Origin of the sequence: Kushneria marisflavi (genome assembly GCF_002157205.1) — a bacterium.
GTDB lineage: Bacteria > Pseudomonadota > Gammaproteobacteria > Pseudomonadales > Halomonadaceae > Kushneria > Kushneria marisflavi.
On the sequence record NZ_CP021358.1, the window covers coordinates 501,255 to 526,080 of the forward strand.

The following is a 24,826-nucleotide window of genomic DNA, read 5'->3' on the forward strand; positions in this document are numbered from 1 at the left end:
TGTCTGCGCTCTACTCTCCGCGTGGAAAGCGCTGCGCTTCTTCCAGCACGTTGAGGTCCATGTGGTTGCGCATATAACGCTCGGACGCTACCTGCAGGGGCTGATGATCCCACGGGAAGTAGTGACCGTTACGCAGCGCTTCATAGACGATCAAACGCCGCGCCTGGCTTTCTCGCACATCGGCATCAAAGCGTGCCATGTCCCAGCGCTTGCGCATCTTTTGCGTAAACGCCTCAAGAACACCAGTGTGCTCGGGGTCTTCGGCAAGGTTATGCTGCTCATCCGGGTCGTCTACCAGATTGAACAATTGCGGCGGGTCAACCTCACAGTGGTTGAATTTCCACTGCCCTTCGCGAATGGTCACCAGCGGCGCAATCGTGCCCTCGGCGGCGTATTCCATATAGACCGGCGTGTCACGCGTCCCCCCCTTCATCAGCGGTACCAGCGACTCTCCATCGGTCCAGGCAGCGATGGCGCTGAGATCTACACCGACCAGATCGGCCACGGTAGGATTAATATCAATGGCCGACACGGGTGTTTCCACGACGCCCGGCTCAAAGCCCGGCGCACTGATCATCAGCGGCACGCGTGAGGAGCCTTCAAACGGGCTCATCTTGAACCACAGACCGCGCTCACCCAGCATGTCGCCGTGATCCGAGACAAACATGATGATGGTGTTGTCCAGCATGCGGGTGCGCTTCAATACATCCAGAATCCCGCCAACCTTGTCATCGACATAGGACAGATTGGCGAAATACCCCTGACGCGCGCGACGCACATTCTCCGGCTGGATATCGAACTTCGTATAGTCGTTGGCCTCATAAAGCCGCTGGGAATGCGGGTCCTGCTCGGCATAGGGCACCTCACTCAGTCCGGGCTCAAGATGCTCGCAGTCGTTGTAGAGATCCCAGAATCTGCGTCTTGCCACATAGGGGTCGTGAGGATGGGTGAAGCTCACACACATCGCCCAGGGGCGATCATCATGGCCACGGGAGAGATCGAAGAGCTTCTGCTCGGCGTGGAAGGCGACCTCGTCGTCATACTCCATCTGATTGGAGATTTCGGCCACACCCGCGCCGGTAACAGAGCCCAGGTTGTGATACCACCAGTCGATGCGCTCACCGGGACGTCGGTAATCCGGCGTCCAGCCAAAATCGGGCGGATAGACATCGGTTGTCAGGCGGCTTTCGAACCCGTGCAATTGATCGGGCCCTACAAAATGCATCTTGCCCGACAGGCAGGTTTGATAGCCGGCGCGTCTGAGATGGTGCGCCCAGGTCGGTACACTCGACGGGAATTCAGCGGCGTTATCGTAGACACCGGTACGAGATGGCAACTGCCCGGACATAAAGGCCGCTCGCCCCGGCGCGCAGAGATAACTGGGGGTATAGGCGTTCTTGAACCGCACGCTGCGGCTTGCCAGCGCCTTGAGGTGGGGCATGTGCAGAAAGTCGGCCGGCCCATCCTCAAACAAGGTACCGTTGACCTGATCAGCCATGAGAATCAATACATTGGGGCGCGTCATCAAATCCTCCAAAGGCGGGTGAAGGGATATCAGTAGCCTCTACAGCATGCGCTTTCCCCCCTGGCCCAGGCGAATGATTTATCAAGGGGCTCAGACCAGGCTCAGCTGGGCCTTAACAACGCCAGTGCCTGCAGGCGGTCATCCTGAATATGCACCACACTTGAGTCATCCGGCTTGTCCCCCCGATGGAGTGGCCCCCATGCCAAAGCGCCGACCTCCAAGCCATGCACTGGTCATAATCGCCCTGTTCTGGCTAATATCGATACCCGCCTCGGCCTCTACCATCACGCCAGCTCCTTCAACGCTGTCACGACTGACAGATCAGGCCGGTGCCCTGCCGCGCACCCATACCCTTATGGTGGCCATTCACGGTGAAATCGTGATCGAGCAAGGCTATCGTGGACACCGCCCCAATCAGACGGCCAACATCAAATCACTGTCCAAGACAGTGATGTCAGCACTGGTGGGTATTGCCATCGAGCAGGGCGTCATCAAAAGCGTCGATCAGCCGGTCATCGAACTGCTGGCCCGCGACCAGATCCCGACGGATGCCGACTCGCGAATACGCAATATTACCGTCGGCCAGTTGCTGTCGATGCAGGCAGGGCTCGAGCGCACCTCCGGGCAGCACTATGGCGCATGGGTCGCCAGTAAAAACTGGGTTCGTAACGCGCTTTCGCGACCTTTCGTCTCGGAACCGGGTGGCCGGATGCTCTATTCCACCGGCAATACGCACCTGCTGTCGGCCGCCCTGACCCACACTACCGGGCGCTCGACGCTGGCGCTGATGCGGGACTGGCTGGGTGCTCCGCTGGACATCAATATTCCACCGTGGACCCGCGACCCTCAGGGCATCTACTTCGGCGGTAATGAAATGGGCCTGACACCACAGGCGCTGATGGCGCTGGGCGAAATGTATCGTACCGGCGGGCATTATAGCGGACGACAGGTGGTACCAGAAGCCTGGATCAGGACGTCATGGCAGCCACGGACACGTTCATTCTATAACGGCGATGAGTACGGCTACGGCTGGTTTTCCAGCAAGATTGAACATGAGACGGTCTATTACGGCTGGGGTTACGGCGGGCAGGTGCTGTTCGTGGTACCGGAGCGCGAGATGACAATCGTGTTGACCTCGGACCCCACACCGCCTTCAAGCGGCAGCTACCTGGGCCGGATTAAATCACTGGTGGGAGCGCTGATTACGGCGACTTCCGAGCAAGGGTCCGAGTCAGGGTAGGCACCGGCCTCGATCAACAGCGAGTCATGACCCGCTCCTGCCATGGCATTTTTCAACGCCGGTTATTCATTGCGAAGCTGGAGAGCGGCTTCCCTTTCTGCCTCATCCTGCGTCAGACCTTTTGTTTCCATTAGGCGTACCATCAGCCGCTGCTTTTCGGCGTCCTCATAAAGACGATCGCTGTTGGTGGCCACCGCAACCTTCGCCTTGATATCACTTTTGAATTTCTCGAACCGCCCATTGCCGTGCTTGCTCATAAGGTGCCCTCCTGGTTGGCATGATAATGATTGGGCTGCATACGATACCCGATAGTTCCCGACATGACGGGCATCCAGCCGACAAGGTGCCTCTACAAGGCAATGGAAATTTACGCGCTATTACGGTGGCCGGGCCCGAAAATCGCTTACCGCCTTCTCCTCTAAACGATGCGCTAACCAGGGTTATGAATCCCTGTTATTTTTGTTCATTCACAATGCAGATCGCGTAACCCTTGATCATCGAATGCAATCAAAGGTGATAAAAAAAACCGCCATCGCTGCACAAAAGGTTATGCCAATGGGCCAGATGACTGAAGAAAACGCGAATGTCTGGGCAATCACTGAACCAGGTGCCGCCCACTGCCACTCATGATCACCGGCATGATGCTCCGCACGAAAACACCCTGCAGCAGAAAAACAAGCCCCGCCAATGGCGGGGCTTTTCGAACGACAACGTCAGCATCAGCCGTAGATGCCCTGACTGCGCAGATAGTCTTCATAACTGCCGCTGAAGTCGACGATACCGTCATCCTTCATCTCGATGATGCGCGTGGCCAGGGAGCTTACGAACTCACGGTCGTGGCTGACAAAGATCAGCGTGCCGGGATAGTTCTCCAGCGCCAGGTTGAGCGCCTCGATCGATTCCATGTCCAGGTGGTTGGTCGGCTCGTCCATCACCAGCACGTTGGGCTTTTGCAGCGCCAGCTTGCCAAAGAGCATGCGGCCCTGCTCGCCACCGGAAATGACCCGTACCGATTTGCCGATATCGTCATTGGAGAACAGCATGCGGCCCAGCGCCGAGCGTACCTGCTGCTCACCCTGGGTGGTCCACTGTCCCATCCAGTCAAAAAGCGTGTCGCCACTTTCAAAATCCGCAGCGTGGTCCTGCGCGAAATACCCGACTTCTGCGGCATCGGTCCATTTCACTTCACCGCTGTCCACGGCCATATTGCCGGTCAGACAGTTGAGCAGCGTGGTCTTGCCGATGCCGTTGGGGCCGATGATGGCCACACGCTCGCCGGCTTCGACCTGCAGGCCGAACCGCTTGAACAGAACATTGTCATCCCAGGCCTTGCTGATGTTTTCGACCGTCAGCGCCTGACGATGAATCTTTTTGTTCTGCTCAAAGCGAATGAAGGGGCTGACACGCGATGACGGCTTGACCTCCTCGAGCTGAATCTTGTCGATCTTGCGCTGACGAGAGGTGGCCTGCTTGGCCTTGGAGGCGTTGGCCGAGAAGCGACTGACGAACTGCTGAAGCTCGGCAATCTCGGCCTTTTTCTTGGCGTTATCGGAATGCAGACGTTCGCGCGCCTGGGTGGCGGCAATCATGTACTCATCGTAGTTACCCGGAAACAGACGCAGTTCGCCGTAATCCAGATCCGCCATGTGTGTGCAGACACTATTCAGGAAGTGGCGGTCGTGCGAGATGATGATCATCGTCGCCCGCCGCGCCTTGAGGATGTCTTCCAGCCAGCGAATGGTGTTGATGTCCAGGTGGTTGGTCGGCTCATCGAGCAGCAGCACATCCGGGTCGGCAAAGAGGGCCTGCGCCAGCAGCACACGCAGCTTCCAGCCGGGGGCAACCGTGCTCATCAGATCCTGATGTTGATCATCCCCGATGCCCAGTCCCTGCAACAGCTCACCGGCGCGGGCTTCAGCGGTATAGCCGTCGAGTTCGGCATAGCGCACTTCGAGATCGGCAACCTTCATGCCATCTTCCTCGGACATCTCGGCCTGGGAGTAAATACGCTCCCGCTCGGCTGCGACGTGCCAGAGCTCTTCATGACCCATGATCACGGTATCGATGACTCGCTCATTCTCGAAGGCAAACTGATCCTGACGCAGCTTGCCAAGCCGTGTGGTCGCATCCTTCATGACCTGGCCGCCGGAAGGCTCCAGATCGCCCCCCAGGATTTTCATGAAAGTGGATTTACCACAGCCGTTGGCGCCGATCAGGCCATAGCGATGGCCGTTGCCGAACTTGACCGAGACGTTTTCAAACAGCGGCTTCGGGCCAAACTGCATGGTGATATTGGCAGTAGAGAGCAAGGGGAATTTCCGAAAAGGCGCCCGAGCCGGCAGGCCGGCTCGGGCGTGAATGATGACGTTTGGCGGGCGATTGTACGCGTATGGCGGGACACTTTATAGACGGCGCCGGCTTCGGGACTTAATCCGCGCGGGTTTCTCCCAAAAGCGCCGGGGTGTGTTCGGCACCCATTCCCAGTGCCAGTTGGCCGGCCGTCATGCCACGGCTTTCGCGTCGCATGGGGTCAGCTCCCTTTTCCAGCAAAAACCGTGTGATCTCGACGTGATCGAACATGGCCGCAAACATGAGGGCGGTCTTGCCATCCGGCGAACAGCCATCGATCTCGGCGCCACCGTCCAGCAGCAGTCGGACCATCTCCAGATTTCCCTTGAAGGCCGCGCCAGCCAGCGGGTTCTGGCCATTGTCGTTGCGCAGTTCGGGGTCGGCGCCATGCTCGAGCAACACCTTCACGGTGTCATGATGGCCGTGATAGCTCGCCAGCATCAAAAGGCTGTCCCCCTTGTGATTGCGCATATTGGGCGGCAGTCCCTGACCCAGCCACTCCCGAAACTTCTCGGCATCGCCGGTGCGCGCCGTGTTGAATATCCGGGTGGCAAGCTCAATCGTTTCCTCATCAATGTCGTGAGGCTGCTGCGGGGTATTATCACTCATGGCCGTCTCCGCTTTAGAACGGGTCAGGGTTTCAGAGCCCCTGCCCGGCGTCAAAACATGCAATACGTCAAAACAACCCCGAAAGGTAGCTGTCACGGGGGACAATGAATAGCCCTTAACAATTACTTAATTAACAATGCGATTGATCCTGCTATCGTCCTGCCACATTTTAGTCAGCATTCATGGAAGATGTTCGTGGCCGACAATACGCTCCCCCTGCCGCTACCATTACTGCGCACGCGTCAACGATGCTCTGAAGCCTTTCGCCGCCTCAAGCGCTCGGACCGGCGCGAAGCCCTGCGACAGTTTGAAAAACGTTTTGGTCGCACACCATCGCTCAAGGCTCCACGTACATGGAGCGAAAAGCTGACGTGCCTCAAGCTCGATGCTGATCGTCCCATCTTTCGTGATCTGGCTGACAAGCTGGCAGTGCGTGACTTCGTGGCGCAAAGACTGGGACAGCAGCATTTGATCCCGCTGCTGGCGTCAAATCCGGTGCTGACGCGTGACATGTTCGAGGCCCTGCCCGAGCAGTTCGTCATCAAGGGCAACCATGGCAGCGCCATGAATCGCATCGTCACCGACAAGAGCGCTCTTTCCTTTGACGAGCTAAAGCGTCAGACCGATGGCTGGCTCAGTCGCAACTTTTATATGGGCTCACGCGAGACCCAGTACCGCAACATTGCACCGCAGCTGGTGGTTGAACAGCTCATGCTTGATGACGGCGGCAACATTCCGGCCGATTACAAGTTCCACTGCTTCAACAGCGCCGAACAATCACATTGCATCATTCAGGTTGATAGCGACCGCTTCAACGGCCATTGCCGTGATTATTTCACGACCGACTGGCAGCGGCTGCCGCTCAAGGTCAAATACGCCAACAGTTCGGCGTCGCGCCTCCCGACAAGGCCTGACAACCTGGAAGCCCTGATCGAGTGCGCCAAAAACCTTTCACAGGGATTCGCTTACGTGCGGGTGGATCTCTACAGCCTTCAGGGACAGGTCTATTTTGGTGAGATGACCTTTACCCCGGGTAGTGGCTTTGAGCGCTTTGAGCCCAGCCACTTTGATGAGCAGTGGGGGGAGTATTTCGATCTCGAGCACCAGCTTTCTCTTCATACCAGAGAGGATCTGGAACGTGCTCGCCTCGCTCAACTCTGAGGCTGTGACTCCAGTGAAGATGATGTCGCCCTGTCTTCTGACAGAGCCTGGCGTCGGGCTCGCGCGCGGCGTCTGATCGAGACGGTGTAGAGCCCGACACAAAGCGCCCAGCCGGCCAGACTGCAAAGCGCTGCAGCCAGAAAGATATTTGAATAGCCGGCACGGCTGGCGATAAAGCCCGCCAGCGGCCCGGTCAGGCCCACCGCAGCATCCAGAAAGACCGAATAGGCGCCCAGTGCGGCACTGCGACTGGTGGCGGCAATCTTGGCCACCGCCACGACGCCCAGTGCCGGATAAATCAGTGAGACCCCAAGACCTGCCAGTATCGCGCCCAGCAGGGCAACGCCCGGATGAGTGGCCTGCCACAGGGCCAGAAGCCCTGCCAGCTCGACCATAAAGCACACCAGCGTCACACGATAGCCGCCGAAGCGATTAACGGTACCGGCAAACAGCACCCGCGCCGTGATAAAGGCAGCGCCAAAGGCGCTCAGCCCCCAGGCCGCGTGATCCCACTGCTGGTCGGCGTAATACAGCGTTATAAAGGTCGCGATCACACCATAGCCGACCGAGCTCAGGGCCAGCGCACCGCCATAGGGGGCGACCACGCGGAAGACATGCGCAAAGGGCACGCGCTTGCCGCTGACAATCGGAGAGGCCGGTCGCCGCCAGGCCAGCGCCAGTGCCAGCCCACCGATCAACACGATGAAAAGCCCCATGCTCATCACGCCAAGCCCCTGCGCAAGCACGGCGCCCAGCGGCGCGCCTATGGCCAGCGCGCCAAATCCTGCGATGCCATTCCAGGAGATCACCTTGCTCATCAACGCAGGCCCCACCAGCCCGATACCCCAGCTCAGCGAGCCCGTGCCGATCATCCCCTGAGAGACACCCAGCACCAGGCGACTCAGAACCAACAATACCAGGCTTGCAAGCGGCCATTGAATACTCAGCGTCGCCATCAGAATCAGGACACCGTTGAGCGCGCAGCCGCTCATGCCCAGCAGCACCACACGCTTGGCGCCAAGCCGGTCGGCCATCTGACTTGAGAAGGGTCGGGACAGGAGCGTCGCCACAAACTGAAGGCTGATGACCGCGCCTACCGTGACGGCATCAAAGCCCAGCGGGCCATTCATCCATGGCGGCAGCACCGTCAGCGTCATCCCGATACACAGCATGCTGACAAAGGTAGAGCTGACGATGGCGACAATACGAAGGTTGGTACCGGCGGGCGTTGCTCCCGCCATCGAATCAGAGGACATGGTCTTGTCGTTGTTGGTCAAGGTATGAGGTTGTATGACATTTACCATACGCCTGACGAGGCGCCAGTAACAGTCCTTCTCGGTCCTTTCATGTCTCGCGGGCCACAGCTTCAAGCGCTCGATCAAGTGGGCCACTGCCCATTATCTGCACACGCCCAAGCCCCAGAAAACGGGCCAGTCGGACAAGCTCCTCAAACAGTGCCGGCGCCAGTATTTCCGTTGAGATATTCGGTTCGGGGTGGGCCCTGATCACCTGCAGCACACCAGCGGCGCGTTCGGCCTTGAGATCGACACGAGCGGCCATTTGCCCGGCCAGCATGAAAGGCAGCACGTAATAGCCGTACTGGCGCAGGTGCGATGGCGTATAAATTTCGATGCGATAATGAAAGTCGAACACACGAGCGGCGCGCTCGCGGTCCCACATCAGAGGATCAAAGGGTGAAAGGAGCGCGGTCGCATGGCTTGCCCGGCGACTGGTTCGCGCCCTGACATGCTGCCAGGCCGGCATTGACCAGCCCTCCACCTCGACAGGCTCCAGCTCACCGCTGTCGACCAGCGCCTCGATGCACGCGCGGGCCTCACGACCATCCAGGCGAAAATAACGCTGCATATCCCGCACGCTGGCCACGCCCATGGCCCGAGCCGCCCGTGCGACCAGCGCCTGCTGAGCCTGTTGGGGTGACAACTCAGGTGCCTCGACGGCATCATACCCGACCACACGCTCGGGCAGGTCATATACCCGTTCAAAATTGCCACGCCGATGGGCCACCAGTACCTGGCCACTCCAGAAAAGATACTCAAGGGCTGACTTGCCATGACTCCAGCCCCACCAGCTACCCTGCCCTCGCCCGCCGCCGGTCAGGTCAGACGCTGCCAGCGCACCGCGATGGCGGATCTCAGCGAGCGCCTGGTCTACAAAATCAGGATGCTCTTTCGAGAAACGCGCCAGGCGTTTGTAAAGGCCACCCCCGCCTTCACGGGCGCGCTGCATGCGAAAGCGATAGAGCGGGTAATCTTCCACGGGAATCAGCGAGGCTTCATGGCCCCAGTATTCAAACAGTCGCCTTTTGGAAGGCGGCCCCTGATTAAAGCGCTCCAGCCATTGCCGATCATAAGGGCCCAGCCGTGAATACAGCGGCATATAATGCGCCCGACACAGCACGTTGACGCTGTCGATCTGCAAGAGCCCGAGCCTTCGAACCAGGCTTGAAAGTGCACGACTGTCAGGCTCGGGGCCATCGCGGTCGGCGCCAAACCCCTGCATGGCCAGCGTCAGATGGCGAACGTTTGAGGCTGATAGATGGCGGGTCATGGTGCTGCCTGCTCCTGTCGTATATCCTGGCATGACATCAAAGGGCGCCCGCTGCGGTGCCCACACCTGTCATGGAGCCCTTTCATGGTCAAGTCTCTTCCCCTGTCCTGCGGTCTGACTCACGCGCTGCTGCCTCTGTTGATACTGGGCGCGGCATCAGCAAATGCCGCACCGACGACCTCCGGACGCGCCGGACTGCCCGACGATGCTCGCCCGATCTGGATCGGTGAGCAGCGCTATCAGGTGTCGCGAGGCAGCTGGTTTGTGGCCTCCGAAAGTGATGGACGCTATACCCCAACGCCTACCCCGCGCGAAGTTCAGATGTCCGGAATGGACCTGTTTGATGTCGTGGCCTACCCGATGCAGGATCAAACGCTACGCCTGCAGCAGCACGACCACGGCCAGTGTCATCGCTGGGCCATCGATCAGAGCGGCTTTAACCCCACGACTACACTTGAGCCACCTTCCCGGCTTCAGGCGGGCACCTATCGCCGTGCACTGGCCGCCTGTCTGGTCGGCCACCGCTACAGCGTGCAGTAACCATTGGCAGCCCCCGACTCAGCGTCGGGTGTTCTGCAAAAGCGCGCCTTCAATGGGTACAAATCGGTCGGCCGCCTGCCGAAGGGCATTGGCGGTCAGTGCCTGAACACCATAAACATCGGTTTTGACGCCAAAGCGCTGCTGTATACGGTCAAGCAATTCGGAAAAATCGCCATCGCCCGAAATCAATACCACCCGGTCGACCTCGCTCGACGTTTCAAAAACATCCAGCGTGATCCCGACATCCCAGTCGCCCTTGGCACTGCCATCACGGCGCTGAATGAACGGCTTGAGGCGCACCTCAAAGCCAATATCGCGCAGCGCATGCTGAAACTGCTGCTGGCGCGGATCATGTCGCTCGATGGCATAGGCATAAGCGGCCACGACGGTGTCCTCGCCGACGGCATGTCGCCAGAGCGCAGCGTAGTTGACCTGACAGCCAAAGGTTTCGCGGGCGGTGTAATAGATGTTTTGTACGTCGGCAAAAAGCGCAACTCGAGCCATGAGATCTCAAATCATTGAAGTGAAGACAGGTCTTTGGGCGTATCGATATCGGTAAGGATTCCCGGATCGCTGGTGTCCAGCGTCACGACCTGCAGGGCATGACGCTTGAGCAGTGACCGGGCGCCCTCATCCCCGTCAAGTTCTGCCAGCGCCGGCCAGAATGACCGTCCAAAGACCACAGGATGGCCCGCGCGGCCCTGATGGCTCGGACGCACGATGATATCGCCACTCGCATGGACCATCAGAGCCGAAAGGGTCTCGTCACGCACCTCGGGCATATCCCCCAGCATGAGCGCCAGCGCCTCACATTGCAGGTGACGTGGCTCGGTCGAGGCGAGCAGGCCGGATACCGCCGTGGCAAGGCTTGTTCCCATGCCGATGGGTGATGAAGGTGCATGCATGATGTGCGCCTCGAACGGCAAACCAAAAGGTTCAATGGGCTCGCCATGACGCAACATGACGGCCATGGCGGTCACATGGGGGGCCAGCCTGGCCGCCGTGGCCGCCAGCAGCGTCTGCCCATTAAACGAAGCCAGACGCTTGTCACTGCCGAACCGACGACTCTGTCCTGCCGCCAGCACCAGCCCTATCACCTGTGGAGTCTTGCGCCGTTGATCGTGCCTGGGTTCTGCCATCAGACCGCAGTCGCCACGGGGGTAGCGGCGAGATGCGTTTCTCCTGCCTTGCCGTTATAAATCCGCATGACATCGGCCACAACAGACAGGGCAATCTCGGCCGGTGCCTTGCTGCCAAGATCCATGCCGATCGGCATATGAATCCGGGCAATCTCTTCGTCATTAAGGCCACCGGAGCGCCTGAGTCGCTCGGCACGCTTTTGTGAGGTTCTTTTTGAGCCCATCACACCGATGTAAAACGCAGGCGTTCTGACCGCCTCTACCATGGCCGGGTCATCGATGCGCGGGTCATGGGTCAACGCCACCACGGCAGTGGCCTCGTGACAGGCGCCCGAGGCAATGAACAGTGCCGGCAGGGCCGCCTGTACTTCAATGCCCTCACCGTGGCCGGCAGCGATGAACTCGCGTCGCACCTCGTCGCGCGGATCGCAGACAATCACCTCATACCCCAGCGCACGAGCGAACTGGGCACAGAAACCGGCCACCGGTGAAATGCCGGCCAGAATCAGACGCAGGGCCGGACCGACGCGGATCTGTACCATCCCCTGGTCATCACGCGTCACGGCGGGGCCGTTGGGGGATTCGTCAAGTACGACACGATAGCGACCGTTTTCCGGATTCACGCGTCGAACCAGGCGCTTGCGCCCCAGAAGCGTCGCCTCAAGCACTTCCAGGTGCACCTTCAACTCATCGGTGACGTCCAGCCGCTCGATAAGCACTTCCAGCACGCCGCCACAGGGCAATTGAAGACGCTGACTCTCTTCCTGGCTTTCGCCATAGCGCACAATGGTGGCCGGACTTGAAAAGGCGCCGTCCTGAAGGCTTTCGATAAACGCCTCCTCGACACAGCCGCCGGACAGCGAGCCGACATGATGACCATCCTGTGTGGCCACCAGCATCGAGCCGGGCGCACGAGGCGAAGAGCCATAGGTTCCCAGAACGGTACACAGCCAGATCGTGGAATGGGTATAAGCCCATTCGCGAGCCTGCTGGATCACCTGCAGATCAAGATGACGCATTCGAGCACTCCGAGAGGAGAAAAGGGAAAGAATGACAACAAGGATAGCAGCCTCATGATCACCCCGCCGCGTCATGCACCGGCCTCATGAAAACACCTTCATGAACATGCTAGCCTGAGCGTCCCTGTTTCATCATGTGATGGAGTCCGCGCATGGAAAGCCGTCCCCCGCTTCCCCCCTTTGACATGGACAGCGCCCGCGCCAAGGTGCGTGCCGCAGAAGACGCCTGGAATACCCGCCAGCCAGAACGGGTCGCCGGCGCCTATAGTGAGGATTCACGCTGGCGCAATCGCACCGAATTCTTTCAGGGGCGTGAGGCCATTACCGCCTTTTTGCATCGCAAGTGGCAGCGCGAGCTCGACTACCGACTCTGCAAGGAGCTCTGGGCCTTTACCGATCACACCATTGGCGTGCGCTTTCAGTACGAATGGCGCGACCGCTCCGATCAGTGGTATCGGGCCTATGGCAACGAGATGTGGGAATTCAACGAATACGGCCTGATGGTGCGCCGCGAAGCCAGCATCAACGAGATACCCATCGAAGCCGATGAACGTCGTTTCCGCTGGCCGGCACCCGGCCCGCGCCCACAGGATCATCCGGGGCTCAATCAGCTGGGGCTTTAAGCTTCCGGCTCCTTGATGGGGCTGCCATCCACCAGCGCGGCCATTGCACTCATGAAGGGTGCGTACAGCGCCCGGGTGGCCGCCTCGAACCCGGCCTCACATAGATCGTCAAAGCGTGACCACAGCTCCCCCATCATGGGTTCGCGTTCACGCAGGGGCGCCGGGCCGTTGAAACGGGCCTCTTCATAACAGGTCTGCGCCCGGGTAAGCCCCGCTTCGCGGTACTCACTCTCGCAGCTCTCATCGATGTTTCGAGGCCAGCCGGCGAAATACTCCATGGCCGGCTCCAGCGCTGTGGGCAACGGCGCATCACCGGCCTTTCGCCACTGCTGACACAGCGACCGGAGCGTATCTCGCGCGTGATCAAGCGAGACCGCTTCAAATACCAGTACGCGGTCTTCAAACAGCACCGTGGTCACGACCTGCTCGCCCATGGCGGTGAGCGCCATGTGCTCAAGCCAGGCGCGGATCATCCTGTGCGGCTTGCCGTAGTGCGTCAGGCGTCCGCTACGGTCGCGGCGAAAATGTCCAAAGTGAGCCGGCGCCAGCACACAGCGATGAAGCCCGCCGGTGTCATCTCGCCACAGGCCATCAAGTCGATCCGACAATACGGTCGTGCCGGCATCATTCAATACTTCGACCCGCATCGCCTCGACCGGTAACAAACCGTTTGTCAGCTCATGCCACTGATCCAGCTGTTGCCCGAGAGGCTTGATCAGCGCTTCTGCCAACCGCTCTCCAAATCCCAGCGCCGGCAGCATGCCCTTGCGTCGCGCTTCCTCCAGCATCTCGCTCAGGTCTCGCTCGCGGCAGGCGCCTTCCAGCAGATGCCTTTTGAAGCTGAAGCGCTCAAGCCCGTCCAGCGCGAAGGGTTCGGCGTCTTCCTCCGGAACGGCAACGGGATGAAAATGAATGCCCAGCCGCCCGGCCGTACAGATTGACCAGGGCCGCCTCAACAACCGCTCAAGATCATCAAGGCTGGCGGCCTCTTCCGGCGGCGGCGATGCACCCAGCGGCTCGATGGCCGCAATGGCGGTGGGGTGATGCACGCTTTCCCAGCCGCGCTCATAGGTGAACAGCCGATCAAAGGGAGCTGCTCCTCGCTCCAGAGCGAAGTAGGCCCGTGCAAAGGGCTGAAGCGGATGGGTCGTAATCAAACGCTCAAACAGCGCCGTCTCGGTATCTTCTGACTCAACGCGCCAACCCATCGACAGGGTGTCGAGCAGCTCACTGACCAGAATCGAAGGGGCGCGCTCACTGTTGTCGCGCTGGTCGCGGCCAACCCAGGAGAGGGTCAGCGCTTCACGCGTGGCCAGCATCGCCTCCAGCATCAGATAGCGATCATCGTCGCGGCGTGAACGGTCGCCGCTGCGATGGCGAGTGGCCATCAGGTCAAAGTCCTGCGGCAAACGCACGCGCGGATAGTCACCGTCATTCATCCCTAAAAGCCAGGTATGGCGAAACGGAATGGCGCGCATCGGCATCAGCGTTGCAAAGTTGACCCGCCCGGCCAGAAAACGCTGGGCCAGGCCGCCCTCGTCGAGCCGATCGGTCAGCGCCTCGCGGAAGACCGCCAGCGACAGCACCTCTCCAAACTCGGCGCACTCGCCTTCCTCGGCCAGGGTGCGGGCCGCTCTGGAAAGACGCTCAAGAATATCGAAATCATTCTGCTCAACCGGTGCAAAAAGCGCCTCGAGCATCTCCTCCAGACGCGCAATCCAATCATCGATGCTCACGGGCGTCTCAAGATGCTGATACCAGTATCTGAGGCGCGTCATCAGCTCGGCCAGGCGCCCGGCCAGATCGGCTTCAAGCCCGCCGATCTCGTCATAAGCCTGGATGCCGTCGAAGCTGCCTTCGCCGATGGCAAAGCCCAGCAGCATGCGATCCAGACCGAACTGCCAGGTATTTTCCGAAAGCCCCGGCAGATCCAGCGTATCGCGATGCTCACCGTCGAGCCCCCAGCGCACACCGCTGCCGGCCAGCCACTGCGACAGTCTTTCGAGCTCTTCTTCCTCGATGTTGAAGCGCCGTCGAAAGGCCGGCACCTCCAGCCAGTCGAGCACCTCGCTGACACCAAGACGCCGCTCGGGCAGCTCCAGCAGCGACAGTGCCGCGCTCATCAGCGGGCTCGCGCCAGAAGCAATCCGGTCGGAGACGGTATAGGGAATATAGCGAGCGTCATCGCGCGGAATCTGCCCGAACACCGCATCAATCAGCGGCGCGTAGCGTTCGATGTCCGGCACCAGCACGACCATGTCTCGCGGACGCAGGCTTGAATCCCGGTCGAAGGCATCAAGCATCTGATCGTGCAGAATCTCGACTTCCCGCAGGGGTGAATGGGCACGTGTAAAGGCAAGCGAGCGATCTTCAGGCTGAACGAGGCGCTTGTCGCCCTCCTCTTCGGCGCGACGCGCCGGATGCACCAGGTCCAGCACTTCCTGTTGAAGCTGATGCAAAAGACTCGGATATGCCTCGGTCGGCGGATCACGAAAGATATCGTGCTCCATGTCAAAGGCGTTGTCGGCCTCGAAATCGTAAAGCGCCTCGATGAAGTCGCGGCCCTGTGCGCCCCAGCCGGCCAGCAGCGGATTGGCACTGAGGTGCAGCGTCTCGCTGTCCAGCCCCTCAAGCGAGGGTGCGGCCTGATGGCGCTGACGATGGCTGTCACGTCGCAGCTGCGCTCGCAGTGCGTCACGATCGGCCACGATATCGCCCCAGTAGAAGCGACACGGGTTGGCCACCATCAGTACGATATCCATTACCCCCGACAGGGCATGCAGGGCTTCAAGCAGCTGAAACGGCAGCGCCGAAATGCCAAACACGAACAGCCGGCGCGGCAGCGCTTTCGGGACAGAGGTCAGCGCGCGGGCCTGCACCAGAAACTGATCATGCAGCGCCGCGCGGTGATGACGCTGCGCCTGATCGGAGGCATCTTCCAGCAGCGCCCGCCAGAGCACGGGCTGCCAGTGATCTACCGGCGCGATATCAAAAGGCGCCGTCTCCCCCTGCGCCCAGGCCGCCATCCAGTCGGGCCGATAGACCAGATACTGGTCAAAGAGATCCGCCAGCCGGGAGGCGAGCTGATAGCTCTTGCGTTCACCACAGGGCGCCACGCCTTCGATTTGATCATCGAGGGAGATTTCGTCATCGAGATAGTGGGCCAGCGGTGCAAACTCGCTTTGACGCAAAAGACGAGGCAACAGGCGCATCAGTCGCCAGGTCATCGGCCCCTTGTCAAACGGCGAGCGTTTGGGAATGTCATCGCCCAGCACGGCACGGTAGGCGCGCCAGACAAAGCTCGAGGGCAGCGGGAAATCCAGCGAGGCCGCGACGCCATGGTGCTGTGCCAGACAGAGCTGCAGCCACTGCGCCATGCCGTTGGACTGCACCAGAAAGGTCTCATCTTCAAGAGGCCCCAGCGGGTCGCGCTCCGAAAGCGCCGTGGCGAGATCACGCAGATCCTCGAGATGGTTGGCGTGCAAAACAGTAAACATTGCGCTCCCGGAGACACAGCAGACGGTGGGGCCATCTATCCTACCTGCACCGCCGGGAGCTGCGAAGCGTTCACGCTGGGAGAAGCCCGCACGATCTGGCGCGGGTTAATGCTCGACAGCGAGTCGCGGCGGTGTCAGACCCCGAGATCATGGTCCGGGCGCATGTCATAGCGCATGACGTTATGCATGAAGGCGCCATCAACATAGAGCGTGGTGCCGGTGATATAGCGCGCCTGCTCCGAGCACAAAAAGACCGTGACCCCGGCGACATCCTTCGTTTCTCCGATAAAGCCCAGCGGAATCCAGCTGTTCATGTTGTCAATTCCCAGGCGCTCGTTGTCTTCCTGATTGATATCGGTACTGATGGCACCGGGTGATAGCCCGACCACGCGAATGCCGTATTCGCCCCACTCCACGGCTGCCGCCCGGGTCAGGGTCTTGAGACCGGCCTTGGCGACGCTGTAATGCGCCACGCCCTTTCTGACCACCTCATCGTGGATGGACTGAATATTGATGATAACGCCGCCCTGTCCGGCCTTTTTCATGCGTCGCGCAGCGTGCTGCGAGCAGTAAAACGGCGCATTGAGATTGACGTTCATCAAGGCCTGCCAGTCCTCGCGCGGCATGTCTTCCAGCGCATGGGCGTTCTCGAACCCGGCATTGTTGATCAGGATGTCGATATGGTCGAACTGATCGTCAAACTGCTCGAACATGCCATCCACGGCCTGCGGATCACTTAAATCCGCCACCACCACGCCGGTTTTGACGCCACATTCGCGGGTCAGGCGTTCAGCGGTCTCGTTGACCTCGTCACGAGGCTTGCGCGTGTGAAAGGCCACATTGGCACCGGCACGGGCGAGCGACTCGGCCATGTGCGCACCGATACCGCGATTGGCGCCGGTGACCAGTGCCGTCTTGCCCTTGAGCGTAATCTCCATCTGCTTCTCCCTGAAAGATTGTCCATGAACGCATGGCCCGGCGTTGCGGGGCTTTTGAACGGCCATAAAAAAGCCAGGCTCGAATGAGCCTGGCTGATAAGCGCCGGACAGGAAAGGTCGGCTTAGTGTGCGGCCTGAGCACGGTAGTGATAGTGGCGCCTGGCCAGAAAAAGCCCCATGACCACACCGACACTCATGACGCCGGCCACATACCAGGCAGGCGACATTGGCAGTTTTTCGATCGAGGTGGTCACGATCATTGGCGTCAGACCACCGGCGATGGCATAAGCCACGTTGTAGGAAAACGAAAGTCCCGTGAAGCGAATGGCGGCCGGAAACGACTTGACGGCAATGGCCGGTACGATCCCGGTCAGCCCGCCGAAAAAGCCTACCAGCGCGTAGAGCGGGAACAGCAGCGTCACGTCGTGATGCATCAGCCAGAAAAAATAGAAATAGGTGATGCCCAGACCCGCGCAGGAAAGCATCAGCACGATGCCATCCCCGATCCTGTCGGCCAGCGCCCCGGCACTGAGACAGCCAATGATCAGACAGACGATCGCCACACAGTTCGCCTGAAGGGTCAGACCGCGGTCAATGCCGGCAAAGCTTTGCAACAGCGTCGGTGTCATCAGGATCGTGACCACCACAGCGGCGGTCAAAAGCCAGGTCGCGATCATCGAAATGGCCACACCCGGGCGATAGTCACGCAACAGGGTGCGCATGGGCAGCTCTTCGGACAGCGCCTTGTTCTCCTGCATTTCGGTAAATACCGGCGTCTCGTGCAGGTAGCGACGCAGATAAAGCGTCACAAAGCCCAGTACCCCACCGACCAGAAACGGTACACGCCAGCCCCAGCTATGCAGGGTCTCGTCGCTCATGACGTAATTCAGACCAGTCGCCATGAAAGACCCCAGCAGAATTCCGGCGACCAGCCCCGCAGACAGGGTGCTGGTGGCAAAGGCGGTGTGACGGGCCGGCACATGCTCGGTCACGAATACCCAGGCGCCGGGCGCTTCGCCGCCGATGGCGGCCCCCTGCAGCATGCGCATGGCCAGCAGCAGAATCGGTGCCAGATAGCCGATGGTGGCATAGGTGGGCAGAAGCCCCATGATCAGCGTCGGCAGGGCCATGAGCATGATGGAGAGCATGAACATCTTCTTGCGACCCAGCCGATCACCGAAGTGCGCCATGATGACGCCACCGATGGGTCGGGCAATGTAGCCGGCGGCAAAGATGCCAAAGGTCTGTACCAGACGCAGCCACTCGGGCATGTCAGGCGGAAAGAAGAGCTGGCCGACCACGCTTGCAAAGAAAACGAAGATAACGAAATCGTAGAACTCAAGCGCACCGCCCAGTGCGGAAAGCCCCAGTGTCTTGATATCGCGGGCGCCCAATGGACGCGTCACGGACGTCGATGGTCCGTTTGAATTGGCATTGTTCATGGGGAAAGTCGCTATCGAAAAAGCAGTTGACGTGGCACATACAAAGTCAATCTGATCGCGGATCACGCGACATGGTCTGCCGACATTCGCGGATCACGCGAAATGGGTGCCGACCGAGCCGGATCCGATCATATCAGAAAAGTCACGCACAAAAGTCGACAGAAGTTCCCGACAGGAGGCGATCTTTCATCTCATGGAGGCTGCGTTACACTTTCAGTCAGGATCTGCCCTTTTAATGCCGGCAGGTCGTTCCCCTTTCTGTCCGGAGCCCGAGAACGCCATGACGACATCCCCTGCCTCACTGCCTGCCACTGCCCGGGACATTCTCGCCACCCTTGTTGATTTTGATCTGCTGTCTCGCCAGTCCAATCTGGCCCTGATCGAGTGGGTCGAACAGTATCTGGATGCCTATGGCATCAGTCACGAGCGGATCGCCAGCGATGACGGTGAGCGCTTTAATCTACTGGCCCGAATCGGGCCCGATGTGGCCGGTGGCGTCGTGCTGTCCGGTCATACCGATGTTGTCCCCGTCGAGGGCCAGCAGTGGCAAAGTGATCCCTTCACCCTGACCGAGCGTGACGGTCGTCTTTACGGCCGGGGCAGCTGTGACATGAAGGGCTTTCTGGCCTGTGCCCTGTCAGGTGTGCCGGACTGGTCCCGACGCGAGCTCAAGCGTCCCATCTGGCTGGCGTTTTCCTATGATGAGGAGATTGGCTGTCTGGGCGCGCCCCGAATGATCGAGCATCTGGTCAAACACCATCCTGCCCCATCCGCCGTTATTATCGGTGAGCCGACCCTGATGGCCCCGGTGATCCTGCAAAAGGGGATCACCACGCTTAGAACGATCATTCATGGCGTACCGTCCCATTCAAGCCAGGTCAACCAAGGCATTTCGGCCATTCACATTGCAGCGCGTCTTGTCAGCCGCATCGAGGACATCATGAGCGAGCTGGCCGAGGAAGGGTCACTGGATGATGCCTTCAACGTGCCCCATTCAAGTCTGCATGTGGGCACCATCAAGGGCGGCAACGCTATCAACATCATGGCGCAGCACTGCGAGTTCGACTGGGAAATTCGACATCTGCCCGAGGAAGGCTTCGAAGCTGTCTACCAGCGCTTTCGCGAATACAGCGATGAGCTTGAGACCACTCTCAAGGGCGTCAATGCCGATTTTGCCATCGAGACCACCACACTGACCGATACCGTGCCGGGGCTTGAAAATCGCAACAACGAAGAGGCGCTCGCGCTGCTGGAAAAGCTGGGCGTTCGTGAACCCGGTCAGGCCGTCGCCTATGCCACCGAAGCCGGGCAGTTTCAACGGGCCGGTCTACAGGCCGTCATCTGTGGTCCCGGCAGCATCGAGCAGGCACATCGAGCTGATGAATTCATTTCGCTCGAACAGCTCGAGCGTGGCGAGCGCCTGATGCAATCGCTGGGACCGATCATGGCGGAATGACCCAGCCCTCCCTGAGGCTTCCCTGTCACAGCCGAGCCGGGATCTTCATGACAGCAGGACAAACGGGAGCGGCTGGCAGCTGCCAGCCCTTCCGCAAGGCCTGTCCAATGGATGGATGCAAAAGCGTGAATTTTGCTGATTTAACCATCTATACTGTCACTTAACGTAACGGCACAGCCAAGGATCAGGCCAGTGTCGATACTGTACAGATTAAAAAAGAAACACTGCTGTTACAGTGCAAGAGAGGGAGCCTTATGAGATTTTTCAAACGCAGCTCGACATCTCTGGATTCGTCGCAAAGGGGCTACGCAGAGCTTGCTTCATCACCGGAGCAGGCCTCTGCCATGCTGATCGATGACAGCGAATATGATCGTCATGAAGGATTTGTTCAGCTTAAACATCGGCTTCAACGTGCGGAGTGGCGCCAACGGCAGGCATACTATGAAAAGTATGGGGCCGCGCCAGCGCCCAGTATCATTCGTCCGGAACAGGACTGGCTGGTGCATTGAATGCCTTTTGCACCATATCTACCGTCTCGTTCATCTGACGGGGCCGCTTTCAAGGGAGCGGCCCCTTGCGTATGTCACAATAAAAAGCAGCGCTCAATCACTTTCATGAGGATAACGCTACCGGGTATTTCGTTGCCCGAAGGTTATCCGGATTCATTATTTAGCTGGAAGGAAACTGGAATGCGTATGTGCCCAGCGTTTTTGACCATACCCCTGAGTCTGGGACTTGTGCTGGTGATGCTTCAGAGCCCGGCACAGGCCGCCACTCAGCCTCAGCAGGGGTATCAGTCCTCACCGGGGGCAAGTGTCATGCGTGAACCCCAGAGCGGCCCGAAAGTCGACCGCCGCCTGGTCATTCGAACGCTGATGGCACATCGAGAAGACTTCAAGCGTCAGACCTTTGAGGTGGTAGCGCCACCACTACAAATAGGGGATCGAATTCCGGAAAATGTCGAAAGCGAGCAGCTCCCCGACGCGGTCAAGCAGGCACTGCCCCGCTATGAAGGTTACGCCTGGCGCCGTATCGGCAACGATGTTGTGCTCATCGGCATCGCCTCTGATACCTTCTACGATATCTTCCCGGGCGTACTGAAAGAGCCCGAGACGCCTTAAGCACACTATCCAGGTAAAAGACTATCTACGCAAAAGGGCCCTGCTTTTGGCAGGGCCCTTTTTATGACTGCCTGAATCTTTATTTGAAAGATCAGCCTTCAAGCCTTGCATCAAGGGTGATGTCGGCGTTAAGCAGACGCGAGATCGGGCACCCTTCCTTCGCATCGTTGGCGGCCTTTTCGAAAGTCTGCTGGTCAGCCCCCGGAATACGGGCCACCGTTTTCAGCGCCACCTTGCTGACGTAGAAACCACTGTCGTCCTGCTCCAGCGTTACTATCGCCTCTGTCTGGATGCTTTCAGGCTCAAGATCGGACTGTCCCAGAATCATGGACAGTGCCATGGAGTAACAGCTGGCATGCGCTGCCCCGATCAGTTCTTCCGGGTTGGTTCCCGGCTGACCTTCAAAGCGGGTATTGAAACCGTAGGGGTTTTCCTTGAGCGCACCACTTTCGGTGGAAACGACACCCTTGCCCCGCTTCAGGCTTCCTTTCCATTCGGCAGAACCTTTCTTCTGAATGGCCATTACATGCCTCCCTGGTACAGATAATATTCAAAAAATCCCTGTGTCGGGCCAGTGCCTGACACTTCCCAAAGGATAGTCGATCCTTTCACACTGGCAACTTCTTCGAGAATGAGTATTCCTACAACACCGATAGTGCAGCGTCATAGTCGGGTTCATTCTTGATCTGATCAACCAGCTCGCTGTGCAGTACCCGATCATTTTCATCTAGTACGATCACGGCACGCGCGCAAAGCCCGCGCGGTCGGCCGCTTTGAATATCCACCCCGTAGGCCTGCACAAATTCGGCGTGATGACGAAACGTGGAGAGCATCAGTACATTATCCAGTCCTTCCGCGCCGCAAAAGCGACCGGCTGCAAAAGGCAGATCCGCCGAAATGACCAGCACGACCGTATTCTCGAGCCGGGAGGCTTGCTCATTGAACTTGCGCGTGGAGGTGGCGCAGGTGCCGGTATCAATACTGGGCACGATCGAAAGTACCTTGCGCTGCCCGGCGAAATCCTCGAGAGAGACATCGTTCATTTCCCGTCCTGTCAGGGAAAATGATGGGGCCTTGTCCCCCTGCGCGGGAAAGTGACCGCCTACCTCAACATGGCCATCGCCATAACCGACTGTCGTCATTTAAATAACTCCTTCCCTGATGTGCGTGATGGTCCGTGATACAGACGTTATGAAGGATAGATACCAGCGGCCTGCTTCACTACCGCTGCCAGGGGGTGAGCTGCCAGTGCTCATGGCCCGGCAAAGGCGGCTGACACAGCACGGGCGCCACATTGCCGATGCGGGCACCGTAGGGGTGGCCCTGAGTCACATTGCAGATCACCCGAAAAACACCGGAGTGCGCCACGACCAGCGGGCACTCAAAGCGTGTCAGTAGTTCATTGAGGACTTCCAGCACCCGGCGTTGAAAGCATTCCCAGGACTCGCCCTTCTCCAACGCCTCGAAATAAGGCATGGGATCCTGAATGGGCGTCTTTTCCAGCTCGCCCCAGTGACGTTCTCGAAGCCCGGCATAAACATGCAGTTCATTATCCGGCAGCGCCAGCCGAGCAGTCTTGCGGGCTCGAAACATGGTACTGACGGCCACATGAGACCATGATGCCTGTCCAAGCATCGTGCCGACCTCACGCGCCTGCGACTCGCCCCGCGGCGTCAGGGGCACATCCGGGCTACCGGCAATGAGGCTGGCACGGTTGTAGAAGGTTTCGCCATGGCGAAGGAAGACGAAGGGACGCGGTAATAGCTCGGTCATTGAAAATTCCGGCACTTATCAGTCAGCGGTCAGTTCTTTTAGTGTACGCCTCGCCATCGGCAGGCGTTACCCTTGAAGACGTCATACAGAAAAACGGACCCCGCAGGGCCCGTTTTAGTACGTCAATATTTTTCGGCTCAGCCGTGGCGATCCCAATTACGATCGCCGGGTGCCGGCGGTACGAACTGATAAAGCCAGGTCTCGCTGAGTGTCTGGTCACCTTGGCGTAGATAAACGCGCAGTGTCACCGGGTCGGTCTTCTCGCTTTTGGGATACCAGTCAAACTGTGCACGCCACATTTGAAGCGGCCCACCCAGCTTTGTGACCGACACAACCTGCGTTTCGCCGCTGGAAGCGGACACAACGGCCTCCATGTTGGCGTCATGCGGCATATCCTTGATGGGCGCACCGCGAAAGTCCACCGCAAACCGGCGCGCCCAGGTTTCCGGCGAATATTCGCCCGGAATCCAGCCATCACGTACCGCGCCAATACCGCTCCAGGTCTTGTCCACCTGACCAACGGAAGGTTTCACGGGGGGATGCGGGCTCCAGTACAGGTTATAGCTGTAACTCAACTCCTGACCGGCCTCTACGGGTTCTGCGGGCTGCCAGAACGCGGCGATGTTATCGACCGTTTCCCCCATGGTCTGAAGCTCGATCAGCGTGATCGAGCCCTTGCCCCATTCACTGGTCGGCTCGCACCACAGACTCGGGCGGGCATGATAATAGTTGACCACGTCGCGATAGTGTTCGAAATCGTGATCATCCTGCACCAGTCCGAACCCACGCGGGTTTTCGTCCTCGAACGTGTTGTACTGCAGGACATCGGGATTATAGAGCGGGCGGCATATCCACTCGCCATCTCCGCTCCAGATCGAGAGCCGGTCGGAATCATGTACCTGAGGCACAATGGTATCGCGACGCATCCGCTGACTTGTCCCGGTCAGGAACATGCTGGTCATGGGAGAAATACCAAGACGCTCGATGCTCTTGCGCGGATAGACGTTGGCATCGACCCCCATCACTACTCGCTCGGACTGGCAGTCGATATCGAACTTGTAGGCGCCGGTCGCGCTGGGAGAATCCAGCAGGGCATACACGGTAAACCGGGCGCGGTTGGCCGGCGGCTCATCAAACCAGAAGTGGGTAAATACCGGGAATTCTTCCTGTCCCTCTTCCGGCGGCATGGCCGTATCGATGGCCAGTCCACGGGCCGACAGGCCGAACTGGTTGTTCTTGTCAATGGCCCGAAAATAGCTGGCGCCCAGAAAAGAGACCACGTTGGCCAGCGCCGAAAAATCCGGATTGCGCGAGACACGCCAGCCCGCAAAGCCCAGATCATGGCCCTTGAGCTGATCAACATCGATGCCCGTACCTTCATAGGTGAAGAGCTCGGGTCGGAAATGAATCTCATAGGCCTTTTTATCAACCACGCTGTACATGCGCACCGGCTGATTGAACTGCATGCCGACGTGGAAGAACTGGGCCTGAACGGCCGCATCACCACGATCGGACCACAGGGCATGGTTCTGGTCGTACTGGATGGCCTGATATTCCAGCGGGTCAAGATTGTCGAGTGTCAGCGTCTCGGGCAGCTTCTCGGTGGTGTCCTTGTACTCGGATTTGGCCATGTCACGAGCATGCGACTTGAGCCAGTCGAAATCGAAATCGGTGCCCTTGTCATCCAGCGCCACCTCGACCCCTTCACCCGGTCCGCGATTGTTGTTGCCACTGGCGCGAGCCAACAGGGATTTGGTCGACATGCCCAGCGCAGACAGCGCCGCAGATGCCTTGAGTAGAGTTCTTCGATCCATGGACAAGACTTT

23 protein-coding genes are annotated in these 24,826 nt (G+C 59.2%); 7 read left to right on the plus strand and 16 right to left on the minus strand.

The window, feature by feature from the left end:
* Positions 1-10: 10 nt before the first annotated feature.
* Complete coding sequence (gene betC, locus B9H00_RS02355) at positions 11-1,525, minus strand: choline-sulfatase (RefSeq protein ID WP_086899309.1); 1,515 nt, start codon at positions 1,523-1,525, stop codon at positions 11-13.
* A gap of 199 nt (positions 1,526-1,724) precedes the next feature.
* Between betC and B9H00_RS02360 the strand changes: the two genes are divergently transcribed.
* Positions 1,725-2,765 (plus strand): serine hydrolase domain-containing protein, encoded by a 1,041-nt coding sequence (locus tag B9H00_RS02360; protein ID WP_086899310.1) that lies wholly within the window; start codon positions 1,725-1,727, stop codon positions 2,763-2,765.
* A 62-nt stretch (positions 2,766-2,827) separates the two neighbouring features.
* Here the strand turns inward: B9H00_RS02360 and B9H00_RS02365 are convergent, their stop codons facing one another.
* The 3 genes from B9H00_RS02365 to B9H00_RS02375 form a co-directional block, all read right to left on the minus strand.
* Positions 2,828-3,022 (minus strand): hypothetical protein, encoded by a 195-nt coding sequence (locus tag B9H00_RS02365; protein ID WP_086899311.1) that lies wholly within the window; start codon positions 3,020-3,022, stop codon positions 2,828-2,830.
* 462 nt (positions 3,023-3,484) lie between these two features.
* Positions 3,485-5,074: an ABC-F family ATPase gene (locus tag B9H00_RS02370; protein ID WP_086899312.1), complete on the minus strand. Its 1,590-nt coding sequence runs from the start codon at positions 5,072-5,074 to the stop codon at positions 3,485-3,487.
* Between the two features lie 118 nt (positions 5,075-5,192).
* Positions 5,193-5,723 carry an ankyrin repeat domain-containing protein gene (locus B9H00_RS02375; RefSeq protein WP_086899313.1) on the minus strand — a complete coding sequence of 177 codons (531 nt, stop codon included), beginning with the start codon at positions 5,721-5,723 and terminating at the stop codon, positions 5,193-5,195.
* A gap of 195 nt (positions 5,724-5,918) precedes the next feature.
* Between B9H00_RS02375 and B9H00_RS02380 the strand changes: the two genes are divergently transcribed.
* Positions 5,919-6,884, plus strand: coding sequence for an ATP-grasp fold amidoligase family protein (locus B9H00_RS02380; protein WP_157663167.1), 966 nt, complete (start codon positions 5,919-5,921; stop codon positions 6,882-6,884).
* Here B9H00_RS02380 and B9H00_RS02385 read toward each other — a convergent pair.
* Positions 6,875-8,140 (minus strand): MFS transporter, encoded by a 1,266-nt coding sequence (locus tag B9H00_RS02385; protein WP_086901656.1) that lies wholly within the window; start codon positions 8,138-8,140, stop codon positions 6,875-6,877. The two genes, B9H00_RS02380 and B9H00_RS02385, sit on opposite strands and share 10 nt — an antisense overlap.
* A gap of 88 nt (positions 8,141-8,228) precedes the next feature.
* Positions 8,229-9,452, minus strand: coding sequence for a winged helix-turn-helix domain-containing protein (locus tag B9H00_RS02390; protein ID WP_086899315.1), 1,224 nt, complete (start codon positions 9,450-9,452; stop codon positions 8,229-8,231).
* 84 nt (positions 9,453-9,536) lie between these two features.
* Here B9H00_RS02390 and B9H00_RS02395 point away from each other — a divergent pair, with 84 nt between their 5' ends.
* Positions 9,537-9,992 (plus strand): hypothetical protein, encoded by a 456-nt coding sequence (locus B9H00_RS02395; RefSeq protein WP_086899316.1) that lies wholly within the window; start codon positions 9,537-9,539, stop codon positions 9,990-9,992.
* A gap of 18 nt (positions 9,993-10,010) precedes the next feature.
* On the opposite strand, the gene B9H00_RS02400 is transcribed toward B9H00_RS02395, so the two are convergent.
* From B9H00_RS02400 to B9H00_RS02410, 3 genes are read right to left on the minus strand one after another with little or no spacing between them, the layout of a single operon-like run.
* Positions 10,011-10,496 carry a LabA-like NYN domain-containing protein gene (locus B9H00_RS02400; protein WP_086899317.1) on the minus strand — a complete coding sequence of 162 codons (486 nt, stop codon included), beginning with the start codon at positions 10,494-10,496 and terminating at the stop codon, positions 10,011-10,013.
* Between the two features lie 11 nt (positions 10,497-10,507).
* Positions 10,508-11,131: a nucleotidyltransferase family protein gene (locus B9H00_RS02405; RefSeq protein ID WP_086899318.1), complete on the minus strand. Its 624-nt coding sequence runs from the start codon at positions 11,129-11,131 to the stop codon at positions 10,508-10,510.
* Positions 11,131-12,150, minus strand: coding sequence for an XdhC family protein (locus tag B9H00_RS02410; protein ID WP_086901657.1), 1,020 nt, complete (start codon positions 12,148-12,150; stop codon positions 11,131-11,133). Before B9H00_RS02410 ends, B9H00_RS02405 begins: the two co-directional genes overlap by 1 nt.
* Before the next feature lie 152 nt (positions 12,151-12,302).
* Here B9H00_RS02410 and B9H00_RS02415 point away from each other — a divergent pair, with 152 nt between their 5' ends.
* Complete coding sequence (locus tag B9H00_RS02415; RefSeq protein ID WP_086899319.1) at positions 12,303-12,773, plus strand: nuclear transport factor 2 family protein; 471 nt, start codon at positions 12,303-12,305, stop codon at positions 12,771-12,773.
* On the opposite strand, the gene recC is transcribed toward B9H00_RS02415, so the two are convergent.
* From recC to B9H00_RS02430, 3 genes are all read right to left on the minus strand, one after another.
* Positions 12,770-16,270 carry an exodeoxyribonuclease V subunit gamma gene (gene recC / locus B9H00_RS02420; protein ID WP_086899320.1) on the minus strand — a complete coding sequence of 1,167 codons (3,501 nt, stop codon included), beginning with the start codon at positions 16,268-16,270 and terminating at the stop codon, positions 12,770-12,772. The genes B9H00_RS02415 and recC overlap by 4 nt on opposite strands.
* A 134-nt stretch (positions 16,271-16,404) precedes the next feature.
* Positions 16,405-17,208, minus strand: a complete 804-nt coding sequence (locus B9H00_RS02425) for an SDR family NAD(P)-dependent oxidoreductase (protein ID WP_157663168.1) — start codon at positions 17,206-17,208, stop codon at positions 16,405-16,407.
* Between the two features lie 122 nt (positions 17,209-17,330).
* A complete protein-coding gene (locus B9H00_RS02430) occupies positions 17,331-18,614 on the minus strand; it encodes an MFS transporter (protein ID WP_236944339.1) in 1,284 nt (427 codons plus the stop codon).
* Positions 18,615-18,930: 316 nt separating this feature from the next.
* Here B9H00_RS02430 and argE point away from each other — a divergent pair, with 316 nt between their 5' ends.
* The 3 genes from argE to B9H00_RS02445 all read left to right on the plus strand — a co-directional run bounded on the left by argE (position 18,931) and on the right by B9H00_RS02445 (position 21,227).
* The gene (gene argE, locus B9H00_RS02435) at positions 18,931-20,106 is read left to right on the plus strand and encodes an acetylornithine deacetylase (RefSeq protein WP_086901658.1); all 1,176 of its coding nucleotides are present in this window, start codon (positions 18,931-18,933) and stop codon (positions 20,104-20,106) included.
* 344 nt (positions 20,107-20,450) lie between these two features.
* Positions 20,451-20,615, plus strand: a complete 165-nt coding sequence (locus tag B9H00_RS16715; protein ID WP_157663169.1) for a hypothetical protein — start codon at positions 20,451-20,453, stop codon at positions 20,613-20,615.
* Between the two features lie 180 nt (positions 20,616-20,795).
* Positions 20,796-21,227 (plus strand): RcnB family protein, encoded by a 432-nt coding sequence (locus B9H00_RS02445; protein WP_086899324.1) that lies wholly within the window; start codon positions 20,796-20,798, stop codon positions 21,225-21,227.
* Between the two features lie 91 nt (positions 21,228-21,318).
* Here the strand turns inward: B9H00_RS02445 and B9H00_RS02450 are convergent, their stop codons facing one another.
* The 4 genes from B9H00_RS02450 to B9H00_RS02465 form a co-directional block, all read right to left on the minus strand.
* Positions 21,319-21,750 (minus strand): OsmC family protein, encoded by a 432-nt coding sequence (locus B9H00_RS02450; RefSeq protein ID WP_086899325.1) that lies wholly within the window; start codon positions 21,748-21,750, stop codon positions 21,319-21,321.
* A gap of 118 nt (positions 21,751-21,868) precedes the next feature.
* On the minus strand, positions 21,869-22,369 hold the full coding sequence (tpx, locus tag B9H00_RS02455; protein ID WP_086899326.1) for a thiol peroxidase: 501 nt from the start codon (positions 22,367-22,369) through the stop codon (positions 21,869-21,871).
* A gap of 79 nt (positions 22,370-22,448) precedes the next feature.
* Entirely contained in the window at positions 22,449-23,000 is a 552-nt protein-coding gene (locus B9H00_RS02460) for a histidine phosphatase family protein (protein ID WP_086899327.1), read from the minus strand.
* A gap of 137 nt (positions 23,001-23,137) precedes the next feature.
* Positions 23,138-24,814, minus strand: a complete 1,677-nt coding sequence (locus tag B9H00_RS02465) for a glucan biosynthesis protein (RefSeq protein ID WP_086899328.1) — start codon at positions 24,812-24,814, stop codon at positions 23,138-23,140.
* Between the last annotated feature and the right edge of the window lie 12 nt (positions 24,815-24,826).